The 16,757-nt window shown below is 63.8% G+C and carries 14 protein-coding genes and 2 pseudogenes; 8 read left to right on the top strand and 8 right to left on the bottom strand.

Going from position 1 to position 16,757, the window contains the following annotated elements:
* Positions 1 to 49 precede the first annotated feature (49 nt).
* Positions 50 to 1,465, bottom strand: coding sequence for an ABC1 kinase family protein (locus ACFE99_RS12715; RefSeq protein WP_375485761.1), 1,416 nt, complete (start codon positions 1,463 to 1,465; stop codon positions 50 to 52).
* A gap of 80 nt (positions 1,466 to 1,545) precedes the next feature.
* On the opposite strand from ACFE99_RS12715, the gene ACFE99_RS12720 reads away from it, so the two are divergent.
* The 6 genes from ACFE99_RS12720 (at position 1,546) to ACFE99_RS12745 (ending at position 6,332) form a co-directional block, all read left to right on the top strand.
* Positions 1,546 to 2,142 (top strand): TetR/AcrR family transcriptional regulator, encoded by a 597-nt coding sequence (locus ACFE99_RS12720; protein ID WP_375485785.1) that lies wholly within the window; start codon positions 1,546 to 1,548, stop codon positions 2,140 to 2,142.
* A 112-nt stretch (positions 2,143 to 2,254) separates the two neighbouring features.
* Entirely contained in the window at positions 2,255 to 3,187 is a 933-nt protein-coding gene (locus ACFE99_RS12725) for a DUF4129 domain-containing protein (RefSeq protein WP_375485763.1), read from the top strand.
* Positions 3,184 to 3,669, top strand: coding sequence for a hypothetical protein (locus tag ACFE99_RS12730; protein ID WP_375485765.1), 486 nt, complete (start codon positions 3,184 to 3,186; stop codon positions 3,667 to 3,669). Before ACFE99_RS12725 ends, ACFE99_RS12730 begins: the two co-directional genes overlap by 4 nt.
* Positions 3,670 to 3,677: 8 nt before the next feature.
* Positions 3,678 to 4,646, top strand: coding sequence for an AAA family ATPase (locus ACFE99_RS12735; RefSeq protein WP_375485787.1), 969 nt, complete (start codon positions 3,678 to 3,680; stop codon positions 4,644 to 4,646).
* A complete protein-coding gene (locus tag ACFE99_RS12740; protein WP_375485767.1) occupies positions 4,643 to 5,899 on the top strand; it encodes a DUF58 domain-containing protein in 1,257 nt (418 codons plus the stop codon). Before ACFE99_RS12735 ends, ACFE99_RS12740 begins: the two co-directional genes overlap by 4 nt.
* 1 nt (position 5,900) lies before the next feature.
* On the top strand, positions 5,901 to 6,332 hold the full coding sequence (locus tag ACFE99_RS12745; protein WP_375485769.1) for a hypothetical protein: 432 nt from the start codon (positions 5,901 to 5,903) through the stop codon (positions 6,330 to 6,332).
* A gap of 22 nt (positions 6,333 to 6,354) precedes the next feature.
* Here the strand turns inward: ACFE99_RS12745 and ACFE99_RS12750 are convergent, their stop codons facing one another.
* The 3 genes from ACFE99_RS12750 to ACFE99_RS12760 form a co-directional block, all read right to left on the bottom strand.
* Positions 6,355 to 7,197, bottom strand: a complete 843-nt coding sequence (locus tag ACFE99_RS12750) for an SDR family oxidoreductase (RefSeq protein WP_375485771.1) — start codon at positions 7,195 to 7,197, stop codon at positions 6,355 to 6,357.
* A gap of 87 nt (positions 7,198 to 7,284) precedes the next feature.
* The gene (locus tag ACFE99_RS12755; RefSeq protein WP_375485773.1) at positions 7,285 to 8,577 is read right to left on the bottom strand and encodes a TetR/AcrR family transcriptional regulator; all 1,293 of its coding nucleotides are present in this window, start codon (positions 8,575 to 8,577) and stop codon (positions 7,285 to 7,287) included.
* Between the two features lie 199 nt (positions 8,578 to 8,776).
* Entirely contained in the window at positions 8,777 to 10,063 is a 1,287-nt protein-coding gene (locus ACFE99_RS12760) for an amidohydrolase family protein (protein WP_375485775.1), read from the bottom strand.
* A 257-nt stretch (positions 10,064 to 10,320) separates the two neighbouring features.
* Here ACFE99_RS12760 and ACFE99_RS12765 point away from each other — a divergent pair.
* Positions 10,321 to 11,107 (top strand): annotated as a pseudogene (locus tag ACFE99_RS12765) (spirocyclase AveC family protein).
* 33 nt (positions 11,108 to 11,140) lie between these two features.
* Here ACFE99_RS12765 and ACFE99_RS12770 read toward each other — a convergent pair.
* The 4 genes from ACFE99_RS12770 to ACFE99_RS12785 all read right to left on the bottom strand — a co-directional run bounded on the left by ACFE99_RS12770 (position 11,141) and on the right by ACFE99_RS12785 (position 15,808).
* Positions 11,141 to 12,400 carry a lipase family protein gene (locus ACFE99_RS12770; protein WP_375485777.1) on the bottom strand — a complete coding sequence of 420 codons (1,260 nt, stop codon included), beginning with the start codon at positions 12,398 to 12,400 and terminating at the stop codon, positions 11,141 to 11,143.
* A gap of 221 nt (positions 12,401 to 12,621) precedes the next feature.
* Positions 12,622 to 13,551, bottom strand: coding sequence for an SDR family NAD(P)-dependent oxidoreductase (locus ACFE99_RS12775; protein ID WP_375485779.1), 930 nt, complete (start codon positions 13,549 to 13,551; stop codon positions 12,622 to 12,624).
* Positions 13,548 to 14,654, bottom strand: coding sequence for an acyl-CoA dehydrogenase family protein (locus tag ACFE99_RS12780; protein WP_375485781.1), 1,107 nt, complete (start codon positions 14,652 to 14,654; stop codon positions 13,548 to 13,550). Before ACFE99_RS12780 ends, ACFE99_RS12775 begins: the two co-directional genes overlap by 4 nt.
* Positions 14,651 to 15,808: an acyl-CoA dehydrogenase family protein gene (locus tag ACFE99_RS12785; protein ID WP_375485783.1), complete on the bottom strand. Its 1,158-nt coding sequence runs from the start codon at positions 15,806 to 15,808 to the stop codon at positions 14,651 to 14,653. Before ACFE99_RS12785 ends, ACFE99_RS12780 begins: the two co-directional genes overlap by 4 nt.
* Positions 15,809 to 16,440: 632 nt before the next feature.
* Between ACFE99_RS12785 and ACFE99_RS12790 the strand changes: the two are divergent.
* Positions 16,441 to 16,757 (top strand): annotated as a pseudogene (locus ACFE99_RS12790) (nitric oxide reductase activation protein); the annotation flags it as partial.

Consider the following 16,757-nt stretch of genomic DNA (forward strand, 5'->3'; position numbering starts at 1 on the left):
CAACATCCAAAACCACAAACCTTAACCGCCAACTATGCGGAAAACGGGCCTAGGGGTGATCATGGGGCTCCAATCCGTACGGCAAGCCGCGTCGGCGTACCCAGGCGTTATGCTGCTTGCCCAGCGGCGTGAGCGGCTCGGCGACGCCGTCCAAGTCGTCCACTATTGAGCGTGCGTAGAGGGTGGCTCCAAGCGCGGCGATTATCGGGTTCAGGACCAGGTTGATCCGCGGAAAGAACACCAGGTCGTCGGGGACAGACAGGCGACGAACCGGGTGATCCGGCGGGCGAAGATCGATCAAGGCGCGGATGGCGCGTTGTGAGGTTTCGTGGCTAGCGGTAACCGGCTGAGGTGCGAGCACCTCGTAGGCCAGCTCTGTCATCCATTGGTATGCCTCGTCCGCGGATAGCGTGGAACCTCCTGCGAAGTAGCCCAACTCATCCATCAAGTCACACATGTCGTGCTTGCGTCCATCAACTGCAGCGCGAAGCATCCCGACGAATTGACGGCGCTGACGCTCGGGCAGGACCTTGACACAGCCGAAGTCGACGAATCCGACTCGGCCGTCGGTGCGGAAGCGGTAGTTGCCCGGATGGGGATCGGCATTGAATAGATTCGCGTGCCGGTAAGAACCCGCGGCAAACCGCACGACTACCTCTGCCCAGGTGTTCTTCAGGTCCTGATTAGCCTGTTGCGCTGCCCCCCAGCCCATTCCGTCGAGGTAGGTCATGGTCAGCACACGATCACCGCATGCTTCATCGATGACCTCCGGTACCCGGATAAAGGGGTGATCGTGGTAGAGCTCGCTGAAGGCGGCGATGTTGGCGGACTCATGGCGGTAGTCGATTTCCTGGCTGATCTGCGCGGCGATCTCCCGCGTCATCTGTCGGAAATCGGGCTGCATCGCGGTACCCGATGCCGAAACGGCAAACCGAAAGAACGTTGCCAACAATTCGGTGTTTGCCAGGTCGTCCCGGATTGCTTCTGCCGCACCGGGGTACTGAATCTTGACCGCGACCTCGCGGCCGTCGTGTAGCACGGCATGGTGGACCTGTCCGATCGAGGCCGCGGCCATTGGTTCGTCACTGAATTCGGCGAACACCTCCTCGAGGGATCGGCCAAGGTCGGCCTGCAGCACATCTTTTGCCAATTCTCCATCCATGGGTGGCGCATCCGCCTGCAGCCGAGTAAGTGCTGCCTGATAAGGCGAAAAGCCGCCATTGCCAATAGCACTGGCGTCGACCATGGACAGCAACTGGCCGGCGTTCATGAGCACACCCTTGGAATGACCCAGCAGCTCGGAGTACCGCTCGGCAGTGCGCTCATGGAAGCGCTCGACGGCGCCCATTTCGCCGGCCTTCTCCCGCAGCGCTGCGACCATCCGCCCGCCTGCGGCTCGCGCCGCAAACCCGGCCAACGGCATGGTGCGGCGGATGCGCCCCCTGGGTACCGGGTTATCCGCCATCTCGACCTCCTAGCGGAGGATCCACATCGCCGCTAAAGTATTCACTTGTCGATACTAAGTGACTACTTGTGAAACGGTCAATGCGGGAAGCGCCCACCAGAGAACGGCTGGTCAGCGAAGCGATGCGGCTCTTCGGTGAGCAGGGGTACAACGCGACCAGCGTTGCGCAGATTGAGGCTGCGGCTGGGCTCGCACCGGGCTCTGGCGCCCTTTATCACCACTTCAAATCGAAGGAGGAGTTGCTCGAAGCAGGCATCGACCGTCAACTCGACCGCCGCCGCGCGATGCGTGATATCCGCGCACTGTTCGCCGGGCTTGGCGACCTTCGCAGCGAGCTCACCCTGCTCGGCCGATATGTGCTGACCGTGCTCGATGAGGAAGCACAGCTGTTGCAGATCGCTTCCCGTATCCCGCCTGCCCAGTCAGCTCGACTCAACGACGCCTACGCCGCGTTGTTCGACAGCCTCTATGCCGAGCTCGCGGACTGGATAATGGGCTGGTCTCCCAGCATTAGTCAATCGGACGCCAGGGCGATCGCCGCCATCGGGGTTAACGCGCTGCACGGCAAACGAGCAAACGCCACCTTGTTTCGCGTGCCGGATGCAGACATACCCGACGAGCAATACATAACCGAGTGGACGGCAATGCTGGCCGGCCGGATCGAAGCCCAGCCGTAAGGCCCGCAGGGCAACTGCCGCTATTTGGTGGCGATGCGGACAGCTGACGTGCAAGTATGGGGCAACGCCGACGCCGCAAACGGCGTCAGGCAACCGGTTGAGTGGTGTGCAAATGCGTGACAAGGCGACAGGCCGCGCGGTCGCCGTGATCGTGCTGTTGGTGCTCGTCGCTGCGTCGTTGCGCGGATATATCCCTGAGCATGGGCGCTCGTCCCGTCAGGCGTCGAGCAGCCCGCTCAGCATGGTATTCGTGATAGCGCTGCTGACAGTGACCCTGGCCATCATGGCGATCGCGCTTATCAGCCGGTTGCAGGACCCGCGCAAAAGGGCAAGCGGTGCCGGCGCTCTGCCGGAAGCGCTCGGGGGTGGCATAGGACGGCCGAGCTGGCGCGTGGTGCTGATCGGGCTGGCGGTACTTGTCGTGTGGCTGGCGATCGTGTGGACGCTGATGCGATTGCTTGCCGGCCACGGCACCGTGCAGCTCGGACCTCAACCTCCGCAGCCGTCGAGTACGCCAAAGCCGCACCCCGACAGCACTATCCCACCGGCGCCCCACCATGATGGCGGCGGTGACATGTTCGGCTATCTCGCGGCATCGGCGGTGACGCTGCTGGCGCTGCTGGCCGCGGGCGCGGCTTTCGGCTTTCGCAGACAACGTCGCATCGCTGTTCCGTTCGTCGCGAACGAAAAGCCTCCCGAGCCGGCGCCGAAAGGATCCCAAAGCCTCGCGCGGGCAGCAGAACTCGGCCTTGCTGAGATCGGAGACCTCAGCCGCGAACCGCGGGAGGCGATCATCGCCTGCTATGCGGCGATGGAGGGTGAACTCGCGCACTTCCCCGGCGCGGTCCCACAAGCATTCGACACCCCGACGGAGGTGCTGGCTCGAGCTGTCGACCACCATGCGCTGCACGCTGAAAACGCCGCCCAGCTGGTAAACCTGTTCGCCGAGGCCCGATTCAGCCCGCACGTCATGAACGAGAGCCACCGGGAGGTCGCTGTCCACGCGCTGCAACTGGTGCTGACGGAGTTGCGGAGCGCCGCATGAAAAAGGTTGTGGCTTCCAGCATTTTCTTCATTGTAGGAACGGAGTTGCTGGCTCTGGCGCTGCATGACCGACGGCTGGTGCTGTGGACGTCAGGTGCCGCCGCGGCTTTCGCCATATTCTCTGTCCGCCGGTTCGTGGGCCGCGACATCGAACCTCGACCGGTCGAGCCGGACGCCGACCTGTTCGGAAACTCGCTGCGCAGCTGGCTGACTCGAACCGAGACCATGATTCGTTGGTCGGAATCCACCCGATTGGACTGGGATCGCCATCTGCGTCCCATCCTTGCCCGGCGGTTCGAAATCGCCACCGGCCAACGGCAAGCCAAAGATCGAGCAGCGTTTCAGGCAGCCGGCCGAATGCTTTTCGGCCCGGAACTGTGGGGATGGGTGAATCCCGACAACATCGCGCGTGCCGGGGCCCAGGAGCCCGGGCCGGGACGCGAGATGCTGGAGGAAATTCTGCAACGCTTGGAGCACGTATGACTGGAGGCTTGGCGGGACCGGCCGCGACCACCACAGCGCACTGTGAGGCGGTGCTCGACGAAATACAGCGAGTAGTGGTAGGCAAGCGCGCCGCACTCACGCTCATCCTCACCACAGTCCTGGCACGCGGGCACGTGCTCATCGAAGACCTCCCCGGTCTTGGCAAGACACTGATCGCTCGATCCTTCGCCTCCGCACTGGGACTGGCCTTTACCCGCGTACAGTTCACGCCCGATCTGTTGCCGGCCGACCTGCTTGGCTCAACGATCTACGACATGCAGTCCGGTCGCTTCGAGTTCCGGCCCGGACCGATATTCACCAATCTGCTGCTCGCCGACGAAATCAACCGAACCCCGCCCAAAACGCAGGCGGCGCTGCTGGAGGCGATGGCCGAGGGCCAAGTCAGCATCGACGGCGAAACACATAAGCTGCCAACCCCATTCATCGTTTTGGCCACTGACAACCCGATCGAATACGAGGGCACCTACCCACTACCGGAAGCGCAACTGGACCGCTTCGCCATCCGGCTGGAACTACGCTACCTGTCCGAGCACGACGAAACCTCGATGCTGCGCCGCCGTCTTGAACGCGGTTCGGCCGAACCCAGGGTGAATCAAGTCGTCGACGCCCACGACCTCTTGGCCATGCGCGAGTCCGTCGAACAGGTCACTGTGCATGACGACGTCCTGCACTATGTTGTCGCGCTGGCCAATGCCACCCGACACCACCCGCAGGTTGCCGTCGGCGCCAGTCCACGAGCTGAACTCGATCTGGTCCAACTTTCCCGCGCCCGTGCGCTTCTGTTGGGCCGCGACTACGTGATACCCGAAGACGTCAAAGCGCTCGCCGTACCAGCCATGGCACACCGGATTACGCTGCGGCCGGAGATGTGGGTGCGAAAGATCCAAGGCTCCGATGTCATCGAGGAGCTGCTGCGACGGGTGCCGGTACCGCGGGCACGCGGGACGAATCAATGACTGCACCCAACACCTGCGATGTCGAGCTGCGCTGGCGCGCATCGCCTCTGACGATAGCCGTCGCGACCTGTGCGGGCGTCGCGCTGGCTGTCGCGGTGGTCGGCTCACGCTGGCAGCTGATCGCGTTCGCCGCGCCGCTGGTCGGCGTGTTGTGTTCGATCAGCTGGCAGCCTCCAGTTGCCAAGCTCAAAGCACACGCCCAACCGGGTTCACAGCGATGCTTCGAAGCCGAACAGGTACAGCTCACCGTGTGGGTGACTGCCGAATCGGACAGCGTCGCGGTGCGCCTCAGCGTTACAGCCATCGACGGTATGCAACTCGACATTCTGGACAGCACCTCGAGTCAACAACAATCCGTTGCCGTGTCGGCCAGCCGGTGGGGCCGCTATCCCATCCGGGCGCGGGTCGACGTGGTGGCGCGCGGCGGGTTGCTAGCGGGGACGGCAACCGTTGACGTCGCCGAGGTAATCGTCTTTCCGGTGGCACCGCCACAATCGACCGCGATCCCGCAGACCGAGTTGCTTGATCGCCTGGGCACCCACCTCACCCGGCACATCGGCCCGGGCGTCGAGTACGCCGACATTCGCGCCTACGTGCCGGGCGACCAGCTGCGAACGATCAACTGGCCAGTGAGCGCACGACGCCGCAGACTGCATGTGACCCAACGGTTGACCGACCGTGCCGCCGATGTCGTGGTGCTGATCGACACCTATCCGCAGCCCCCGGGACCGGCGACGGAGGCCACCGAGCGAATCGCGCGGGGCGCGGCTCAAGTGGTGCAAACCGCGCTGCGCAGCGGCGACCGCGCCGGGATCGTTGCACTCGGTGGACGCCAACCGCGCTGGCTCGGCGCCGATATCGGGCAGCGGCAGTTCTATCGTGTCCTCGACACGGTGCTGGCCGCCGGTGATGGATTCGAAACCACCAGCGGAACTTTGGCGCCGCGGGCGGCGATGCCTCCCGGTGCGATCGTCGTCGCGTTTTCGACGATGCTCGATACGGAGTTCGCACTGGCGTTGATCGACCTACGTAAACGCGGCCACGTCGTGGTCGCCGTCGACGTCCTGCAGGGGGCGCCGTTCCGGGATCTGCAGGACCCACTGGTGGCCCGGCTGTGGTCGTTGCAGCGGTCCGCGATGTATCGCGACATGGCCACCGTCGGCGTTGACGTGGTGGCCTGGCGATCGGATCAGACGTTGGATCAATCGATGCGCGCGGTGCCCGACCACCGCCGCCCGGTACGGGCGCGATGACATGTTGGTCCGTATCTTCTCGACCGCGTTCGGCCTGCTGATGGTGGCTGCCACCGCCGTCGGATCGCACGGGCCGGCGTTCGTGGCCGCGATGCTTGCGGTGGTTGCGGTTATGGCCGGCATAGTGTTTCGTCCGGCTGCGACGCTTGCGGTGTTACTCACCGTGGTGGTGATCGCGCTCACCGACCCGTCGCCCATGATTGTCGCGCTATCCGGGCTGTCAGCTGTCGCCTATCTGCTGCTCCGACACACCGCCGGGCCAGCCGCGGCCGCGATGACGGTGACACCGCCCACAATGATTGCCGCCGTTGGCTTTACGTTCGTAGGGTTGGTCGCGGTGTCGTTTCCGCTGCAGTTGCCCTGGCTGCCCGTGGTGGCGCCGCTGGCGGTGTTCGCAATCTATGTGTTGGCGACCCGGCCGTTCGTGCGATAACCGTCTCTCAGGCCGGTAACCGCTACGTCAACTGCACGCGTCCCATGATCAGGTCGATGATTGGCTTACCGGGCGCGTATGACCCGGTAAGCGATGACATCACGTGACCGTTGTCTACGAGAAGAGTGACCCCGCTGATGCCGCAGGCGGCGTCACTGTTGAGAAACACCATGGCGTTGGCCATCTGCTGCGGCGTGTGGATCTCGCAGCCGGTGGCCTCCCGGTAGTCCTGGGCAAAGGTCAGCCAGAGATCGGCGTTCGCCCGGGCGAGCGGCGTATCGGTCGGGCCCGGGCAGATCGCGTTGATCCGCACGCCCTTGGTCAAAAACGGGTACGCCTTCATCGCGACGTAGGCGTTGATCGCCTGCTTGCTGAAGCCGTAGTGGATGATCCCTTCCGGCTCATGGGCCTTGACCCAGGCGTCGGCCGACTCATAGTCGGGTGTCGCCAGGAACTCCTGCAGCCGCGGCAGGTCGCTTTCCCAGCCGATGCCGCCGACCGATGAGATGAAGCAGATCGCCGAACCGCGGGGGAGTCGGCCATCGGCCAGCATTGTCTCGAGCAGATGCCGGTGGCCGATGAAATTGATGCGGATCAGCTTTGGTCCGTCCGCGACGCCGGCAGCCGAGAAGATGGCGTGGATCGGTCCGTCAACCTGCTCGAGAGCGGAGTCGATCGACGACCGATCAGCCAGGTCCACCTGCACCGTCTGCGCGACGTCGTAGGTCACCGGCGCGTAGTCCATCACGACCACCTCGGCGCCGAGCTCCGCTGCAGTCTGCGCTGCGGAAGCTCCCATGCCCGTGGCGCCGCCGACGACGAGCACCCGCTTGCCGTCGTATCGGAACTGGTCGATGGCCGTCATTGCTCTCCTCTCTCAGGCCACTGCAGATGCACAGAAGCACTCTACGTGGAACATATATTTGGTTCAATAGGCAAGCGGCTCCAGCGCTCAGCCCGTGCGTTCGGCGACTCCACGTACCACCGTGTCACGCGCAAGGGCCAGTGCGGCCTGCTTCCCTTGGGTGCGAACGATATTCTCAGGCATCCACAGGACGTCCATGACGCAGCGCGACAGCATCTCGAGCGAGGGGTGGTCGATGCGTATGTCGCCGGATTTAATCCCATCGGACAGTAGCGATTTGAGCTGTCGCAGTCGCATGGTGAACAACAGGCCGGGGTTGGGAGCGTCTGGTGGCGACTGGCGCATCCATGCCAGCTGAATCTTCCACTCGTCCGGGAAGCGGTCCAACACATTGATGTTGATCCAGGTCAGTGCGTCGAGTTTTTCGACGGCTGTTGCATCCGCGCGCAGGACGTTGGCAAATCCTCCACCGGCCTTGTGGCCAAACGACTCCATGATCGACGCGAGAAGTTCGTCTTTCGAACCGATCAGTCGGTAGACGGTGCCGGTGCCGAGTCCCGCGGCGGAAGCGATGTCCCTGATGGTGGTTACTTCATAACCTTTGCGGCCGAACTCGGCCCGCGCCACCGCACGGACATACGCGGCCTTGTCGTCGACCTCAGATTTACTCTCCTCAGCCCATGTCTCGATGGCGTCTTCCGCGACCGCAAAAGCCTTGGAACGGTTCAACTCCTCGTCACTATGCGGCCGACTTGCCAAACCCTGCAACATGATGCGGCACAGCAGCGCTGCGGCCTGGTCGGCGGCGGCGGTGTGTCGGATGACGTCAAGCCCGACATGCATCATGGATTGGCAAATGCGATCCGCCAGCGTGGGCAGATCGATGTCGGCTCTGATGTAGCCGCTCCACCTGCCGGCCCGTAACGTCTGCAGCATCGCCTCCTGGACCGCGGTTGGCGGCTGACGCAGCAACTCGACGAGATCCCGATTTGCGCTCGGGGCCTCATAGAACGACATCTGCAGAGCCGCGCGGTGCTGGACGGCGCATCGCGCGATTGCCGACCCCAGCTCGACGATCTTTTCGGAGACCGGGCGGGAATCCGGTTCGTCCAATTTGTCGTGCGCGATGTCGCCGATGCGCTCCAGATCCTCGTGATATCGCCGGACCAGTTCCACCAGGATCGCTTCTTTGGACTCGAAATGGTGATACAGGCTTCCGGGAAGAATGCCCGCCGCGTCAGCGATTTCCTGCAAAGACGTCCGCAAGCCCGAAGAGGCGATCAGCGAAGCCGCGGTCTGGAGGATCTCGGTCCGGCGCGTCCCGTCGTCGTAGGCACCTCCGGCATCCTTGCCGGCAACGCGAGAGCGGCCAGCCCGCACCGGCACCTTGTGGTCGCGTGGTTCTAGGCGGGCAGGTTTCGCGGAGGCCGCAGCTCGGGCCGGTTGCTGAAGCCCCACCACACCTCCACGGCTACGGATTGCGTCCTCGTTGGGGAGAAACCTGACCCAACGTTTGGTTTTACGCTAGCAGAGGGTAACCCCGCGCCGCGCATGCTGAAGGGGCGCCGCGCCGCCCGATCTACGTAGTGGTGGGTAGCTTCGCGGCGAGATCTAGCACGGTCACGGTGTCGGTTCCGGTCTTCTTGAGCCGTGCTGAGGATCGGTAGCCAAGGTCGACGTCCTTGGCCTGCGCCCGCAGGGCGCCCACGCTGGCCTGTTCGCGTGGCACGTGTTTGAACAGGTCGAACGAGAAGAGCCGGATAGCATTGTCGTGGGTGATCTTGTTGATCTCGTCATCCGGCACACCATCGAGGTAGATGGCCAGCGTCTCGGGCGCGACCGGCCATGTTGAATCGGAATGCGGGTAGTCGCATTCCCAGGTGATCATGTCGATGTTGAGCTTGTGGCGGCTCTCGATGCCGAAGCCGTCATCGATGAAGCACGTGATGATCCGCTCGTTGAACACATCGCTGGGCAACTTGTCGCCGAAGTCCTGATGCGTCCAGGCCCGGTGCATCTTGTAGACCCGGTCGATGCGTTCGAGGAAGTACGGGATCCACCCGATTCCGCCCTCGGACAGTGCGAACTTCAGGTCGGGGAACTTACGCAGGACCGGCGACCACACCAGATCGGCGGCGGCGTTGACGATGCTCATCGGCTGCAGGGTAATCATTGTGTCGACGGGGGCTTCGATCGATGTGATGACCACCGAGGACGACGAGCCGATGTGCAGACACACGACCGTGTTCTCGTCATTACAGGCCTGCCAGAAGGGATTCCAATGCGGATTGTGCAGTGAGGGGTAGCCGAGTTTCTCCGGGTTCTCTGAGAACGTCACCGCGTGGCAGCCTTTCTTGGCTACCCGCCGCACCTCCTCGGCCATCAACTGCGGGTCCCAAATCGGTGGCAGTGCCAGCGGAATCATGCGGCCCGGGTAGGTGCCGCACCACTCCTCGATGTGCCAGTCGTTGTAGGCGCGCAGAACCGCCAGACCGAGGTCTTTGTCCTGTGCCCGGGCGAAATATTGACCGCAGAATTGTGGGAAGGACGGGAAGTTCATCGCGGCGACGACGCCGTTGGCGTTCATGTCCCGGATGCGCTCATGGATGTTGTAGCAGCCCTCGCGGATCTCGCTGAGTTTGGTTGGCTCGGCGCCGTACTCATCCGGTGGGCGGCCGGCCACCGCGTTCAATCCCACGTTGGTGGCTTCTTGCCCTTCGAACACCCAGGCGTCGGTTCCATCGGGCCGCTGGACCAGCTTCGGCACATCGTTTTTGTACTTCGCGGGGATGTGACCATCGAACATGTCAGGCGGTTCGACAAGGTGGTCGTCTACGGAGACGAGGATGAAGTCGTCCATTTTCATGGTGTCTGCTCCTTGTTCGTCCGATGAGCGCGACTTTACTGTGGAACAGATATTTGGTCAATAAAGGTCGAGGCCTGGTGGGTGTCAGAGCCTCGGGTTTTCACTGTCCAGGGTGATCGAGTTCGTATCGAAAGGCGTGCAGAGGTGGGTGCTGTCATCATGCTTGGCACGCTATTCGGGTTGATCGTCCTGATATTCGGGCTGGTGCAGCACTTCGACCCGGAAGCCGGTCGCCCTCCAACTCAACAGCGTGACCGATGAGCGCCGAGTTGACGCCTTTGCTGAAGGCATCGCTCTGCTTTGCCTATGTCGGAGGTGTCGCGTTCATCGCAATTGGGGTGTACCTGAGCTATCGCCAGCGCCGCCTGCACCCACTCCTGCTGCTGTGCATCTCGGCGATCTCATTCTCGTGGATCGAGGCACCCTACGACTGGGCGATGTACGCTCAGTTTCCGCCTGCTCTGCCCCGCATGCCGTCGTGGTGGCCGTTGAACATGACTTGGGGTGGGCTGCCCTCGTCCGTGCCGATCGGCTACATCTCCTACTTCGTGCTGCCTGCCGTGATCGGCGCGGCGCTCGGACGATGGTTGAGCGCGACGTTCCGCTGGCGCAGACCCAGGACGCTCCTTGCCGTCGGGCTCGTCGTCGGCTTCTGCTGGGCCTTCCTTCTCAACGCGCTCCGGGGAGCCCGGCTGGGCGTCGTCTACTACGGCCGCGTGATCCCCGGCCTAGGACTGTGGGAGGGGACCAAGCAGCAGTACCCGATCTACGACTCCCTGGCGATGGGTGTGCAAATGATGGTCTTCACCTACCTCCTCGGCCGGACCGATTCCCAAGGACGAAACGTCATCGAGATGTGGGCCGACAAGAGGTCGACGAGTCGTCTTCAATCGTCAGTTCTGTCCATCATCGCGGTGGTGGTCATCGGAAACGTCCTCTATGGGACGGGTTCTCGCGCCCCACCTGGTTACGAAGCTGGCCGGTTGGGTGACCGCAGGGCCCACGGCCCAGTTGTTCTCAGGTGTACCAAACCAACCCCAGTAGGCCGCCGCCTGCCGGCCGGCACCGATGAGCCGCTCAGAATTGGCCGCAGTTGGGGGTGGTGGGTTCTCCGTTGAAGCGAGCGGCGATCCATTGCATGGCCGGTTCACCATCGACGAGCATCGGTAATGCGTGGTTGACGACGAGCTTGTTGAGGAACGGTGGTTCTTCGTTGGTGCGGAACTCGACGTCGGCGCCCTTCGCGCACCAGTCGCGGCCGAGCTGATTGGCCGCGGTCCAGGGCACTAACGGGTCGTAGCGGTTGCTGTTGATCAGCACGGGGGCGTTGGGTTTGTAGCGTCCGACGCGCTGCTCATCCAGAAGACTGCTGAACGGTTCCTCGTTGATCACCTGCCAGACGTCTTCGGTGAAGTAGGGCTGCAGATGGCGGAAGGCGAAATCGAGGATCGTCTGCCCGACGCACTGGCGCGAGACGGATTCGAGCATGGCTTGGCCGCGCGGGGTCAGCTTGGAGCGGATCGCGTCGGCGTGCTCAGGATAGGCGGCGATGGCGCCGTTGATTGCGTAGCCCACCACGCCGACCAATGCGCTACCGTCGGCGTAGGGCAACAGTTCCTTGAGGTCGGCCACCGGGGCGCCGGCGTAGGTCCCCACGATGCGCAGCTCGGGGGCGTATGACGACGCCAGTTCGGCGGCCGATGCCGCCGCCCCGCCGCCCTGGGAGTAACCCCAAAACGCTACCGGGCCATGCGGATCCAGCGATGTTCCCGGTAGCCGCATGGCCGCGCGGGCGGCGTCGAGGACGGCCTGGCCCTCGGCGAGGCGGCTTACGTAGGTGTGCATCGGCGGGGTTCCCAGCCCCTCGTAGTCGGTCATTACGATCGCGAACCCGCGGGCGACCATGGTGGCGACGAACAGTTCCTCGTAGTTGAACATGATGTCCCAGCCACCGGAATAGTGGATGCCCTGGTTGAACATCCGCGACGGTGCGCATTGATTGCCTTGGCCCTGGGTCCCGGGTGCGTAGCTGATCAGGGGTCGGGGGCCTTGGCCTGGCCACGGGTTGTCGGGCTCGAAGTAGGTGCCGCTGACCGCGATTGGGTTGCCCCGCGTGTCGGTGCTGCGGTACATGATCCGGGTACCGGTCGCGACGATCGCGCCCAGCTGGCCCGACGGCTCGAGCACCAGCCGCGACGGTTCGGTGCGGATCAGGTCACCCGGCTGGCCGGGCGGCAGCGGATCCGGCGGGGTATAGAACTCCTCGTACCGTGGTTCATCGCCGTCCGCACGCGCCGACGGCGCATATGAGCCGGTACTGCCGAAGCAGACGAGCACGACAGCAGCGAGGCCAAGCAGCGCAATTGCAACCGAAATCGATTGTGCTGAGCCAGTTTCCGTTCTGCCGACGCGATGTCCACAAGACCTCTTGGTGGCCGGCAAACCTCGCCCCTTTCAGCGTCGTATCTCATTGCCGGTACGAAATGCCGTGCAGTTGCTTAACACGACCGCTGAGATGCGTCAACACTCAACCGGTGAAGGGCTGCCGCGGAATGGAGCTAAGCTGTGACGCCAAGGCGCTCGCAGACCGCGAAGACTTCCTCGAAGATCGACGCCGGCACAGTAAACGGCTCGGTCGCCGACACCTCGGACAGGTGAGCCGCGATGTCCTCGGCCGCCGGGCTGCTTCCGGCCTCGGCGAGCCAACCCTCGCCAAGCCCGACGAATACCCGCGCAAAGCGGCCCGCGCATGCCGAGAAGTTGTGATGGGTCAATTCACACGCCCGACTGGCCAGGAACACGACCATGGGCACCACCAGCTCCGGTTCGATCACCCTGAGAAAGCCAAGCTCCTCGAGGGCTTTCGGGTCTCCGACGGTTTCGGTGACCATCCGGGAAAATCCAAATGGCAGCACGGTGTTGGCCAAGATCCCGTGCTCGGCGCCTTCGATCGCGATGACGTTGGTCAGCCCGACCAGCCCGGCTTTGGTCGCGGCGTAGTGCGCCTCCTGCGGCTGGCCGAACATCCCGCCGGACGATGAGATGAACACGAACCGGCCATAGCCCTGGGACTTCATCACCCGGTACGCCGGCTGGCTCAGATAGAAACCGCCGTCGAGGTGCACGCTGAGCATGCGCCGCCAGTCGTCTGGGGACAGCTCCTCGAACCGGATGCTGTTGAAGATGCCGGCGTTACTCACCACCGCGTCCAGACGACCGAACTGGTCGAGCGCGGTGCGCACGATCGCCTCGCCGCCTTCAGGGCTGTCGACCGAGTGGTGCGATGCCACCGCGGCGCCACCGGCACGCTCAATTTCCTCGACAACCTTGTCGGCGACGGTGGCGTCTGACCCCTCGCCGTGCATGGTTCCACCAAGGTCGTTGACTACCATGGATGCTCCGCGGCGCGCGAGTTCGATTGCATACAGCCGGCCGAGGCCTCGCCCTGCTCCGGTGACGATGGCAACCTGGCCGGTGAAGTCGATCATGCATCGCTCCTTACCGATTCGTGTACGAGTCGCGCGCCGACGTCCTCGAGGTAGCGGTCAGGTCCGCCAAGGAACGAGTGCCAGCCCAATAGGCGCTTGAGATAGAGATGGGCGTCGTGCTCCCACGTGTAGCCGATACCGCCGAAAACCTGGATTGCGGTGTCGCCGATGGTTGCCAGCCGGCCGGCGAATGCCTTCGCGCGCAGCGCCGCCAAATGCCGCTCGCCAAAATCAGCGGTGTCGGCAGCCCACAGCGCATGCATCACACCACTACGTGCCAGCTCGACGGTTTCGTACATGTCGACGCAAAGATGCTGGATCGCCTGGAATGCGCCGATCGGCTGACCGAATTGCTTTCGGACTTTGGCGTATTCGACGGCCGAATTCATGACCGCACGGGCGGCGCCGAGCGCGTCGGCGGCCGAGGCGATCAGCACGTCATCGATGAGCGCGTCGACCTTATCCAGGGCGGCGACCGCGAGACGCCGCGCAGGAGCGTCGTCAAGGGTGACGCGAAATCTCTTACGGGTCTGATCTATCCCGTCCTGCGGTGTCACGACGACACCAGGCGAGGACGTTTCGACCGCGAAAAGCGCTGTGCCGTTGGGATCGTTGGCCAGGACCAGCAGCACGTTTGCCGCGGCCGCGTCCGGCAGGGGGTCGACCTCGCCGCGTAGCATCACCCGACCGCATTCCTCAGTGGCCCTCGGCAGCGGGCGGCTGAGCTCTAAGGGACCTACCGTCGCAATCGTCGAGCCGTCCGCAATCCCGGACAAAAGCTCGGCTCTGTCGGCGCCGAATCGGGTCAGGGCACGAATCGCAGCGACTGCGGTCGACAGCCACGGGCCGGGGTAGAGCGCCGCGCCGAGTTCCTCGAGGACGATCCCGGCTTCCACCATCGTCATGCCGGCACCGCCGTAGTGTTGCGGCACCAGAAGCCCTGTGGTTCCCAGATCAGCGACACCTTGCCACACGGCCGGGGTCATGCCGGTCGGATCCTGCAGAAGCGGGCGTACATGTTCTGCAATCGCCGCCTTTTCGGCAAGGAAGCGCCGCACGGTGTCGCGGAGTGCCAGCTGCTCGTCGCTGAGTTCGAGGTTCATTGGCGCGGCAACCCCAGGACGCGTTGCGCGGTGACGTTCTTGTTGATCTGTGTCGTGCCACCGGCAATGGTGAGCGAGCGGGAGGCCAGCCGGCGGTCGGCCCAGCGACCGTTGGCGGCGAATGGCCCCAGCACGTCGAAAGCTACTGCGGCAAGGTCTTGTCCGAGCTCGCCCCATATCGTCTTGGCCAGGCTGGCAGACCCGAAGGCGTCGCCACCGTGCAGCATCGCCGAAATTGACCGCTGGCAGAGCACTTCCAGGTATTTGATGCGTACAGCCAGCTCTCCAAGGCGGCGTAGCGTCACGGGGTCTTCCAGCGCCGGCCGCCCGTTGACCTCGATGCCGGCCAGGTCGGCCACCAGATCCTCCAGCTGCACCTGCATCCCGGCATACAGCCGAGCCGCTCCGGCACGCTCATGGCTGAGCGTGGTGGTGGCGACCTGCCAGCCCTGGTTCAGCGGCCCGAGCAGCGCATCGGCCGGGACCCGCACATCGTCGAAGAACAGCTCGGCGAAATCGGCTTCTCCGGTAAGGGTCACCAGAGGCCGGGCCTGGATGCCGGGTAATGACATGTCGATGATCAGACATGAAATCCCTTTGTGCTTAGGAGCTTCCAGGTCAGTACGCACGTACAACTGGCACCAATCGGCTCGGTGCCCGAGCGAAGTCCAGATCTTCTGGCCGTTGACCACAAAATGGTCGCCGTCCCGCACCGCACGGGTACGTAACGAGGCGAGATCGGAGCCGGCCTCAGGTTCCGACATTCCCTGACACCAAATATCGTCTGCGCGAGCCATGCGGGGAAGCAGCGTGCGTTTCTGTTCCTCGGTTCCGTACTGCATGATCGCCGGCGCGATGTTGTTGATCCCGATCACGTTGAGCGGGACAGGCACCCGCGCACGAGTTGTCTCCTCGGCGTACACGAGCTGCTCGAGCACTGTCGCGCCGCGACCGCCGTACTCCCGTGGCCAGGAAACGGCTGCCCACCCCGCGTCGGCCATCGTCGCATTCCATGCTCGAAGCGTCTCGAATGCTTCATCGTCCTTGCCGCTCCGGCCGCCCGCCGCTACGACGTCGTCCGTCATATTCGCGGCCAGCCAAGCTCGCAATTCCTTGCGGAACTGTTCCACCTCTGGTGGGTATGAGAAATCCACGTTTCTTAGTAGACCACCATGCGATTGACTACGGCTATCACGGGAACTTTACGGTGGAACAGATATTTGGTCAATTCGGAGGTGTATGCCGAAGAAGGGTTAGTGAGTAGCAACGAGGCGAGCACCGACAGCGTGGGGCGGCTTAGCCTGCCTGCTTCAGCGCTCTCCGGCAGGACGTTACAAGTGGCATCAGCGGGCACCGGTGAGCCGGCGTGTACCGATGGCGCAACGGTATATGTCGACGCTGAGGCCAGCGCGCGTGACCAGCTGGCCGCGTTGGCCGTCCAGGCGTCGCTGCAGACCAGTGGAAGCCTGGAGTGCGATGTCCTCTTCGCAGGCTTTCGAGGCACCCCGGGCTGGCCACGCGGCACCTCGCCATCGAAGGCCATCGTGCGCTATCTGCGAACGGTGACCTTTTGCCGCAGTCAATGGGGTCGCTCATCGACAGGGAGACGGCTGCGCGCAGCGATTCGCCCGCCGCGTCTCTCGCGGTGGCACTGAGTCGCGAGCCGATCGCCGCTCCGCCGCCGGTCTTTGGAGCAATCCGTGCGCGGAAGTTGCTGGCAGCGAAGAAGCGTACTGGAAAACCCGGGACGACAGGTGAACACGTTCCGCGGCGGCAGCTTGAAAAGGTGCTGCCCGAACTCGATGAGGAAGACAACGGCGACTCGGACGACGTTGTCGACCCGTTCTCCAGTCCCGTCGGCGGAGCAGGCGTACTCGGCCGGTTGCTGCAGAAGATGCTTGGAGTGGTGCGCCGACTCGGTGACGGAGGTCAACCCGGCGCCGATGCGCCGACACACCGCACCCGATCGGGTAAACCCGGCGGCGGCAACGCCGTGGTCTCGACCGCATCGACGGGAACCGTGGAGGAGCCCGGTAAAGGCCAGGGCAAGAAGTATCCCGAGTGGGACGTGTATCGGCGGCGCTACCGGCCGGACTGGTGCAC

Source organism: uncultured Mycobacterium sp. (genome assembly GCF_964249325.1).
Taxonomy (GTDB): Bacteria; Actinomycetota; Actinomycetes; order Mycobacteriales; family Mycobacteriaceae; genus Mycobacterium.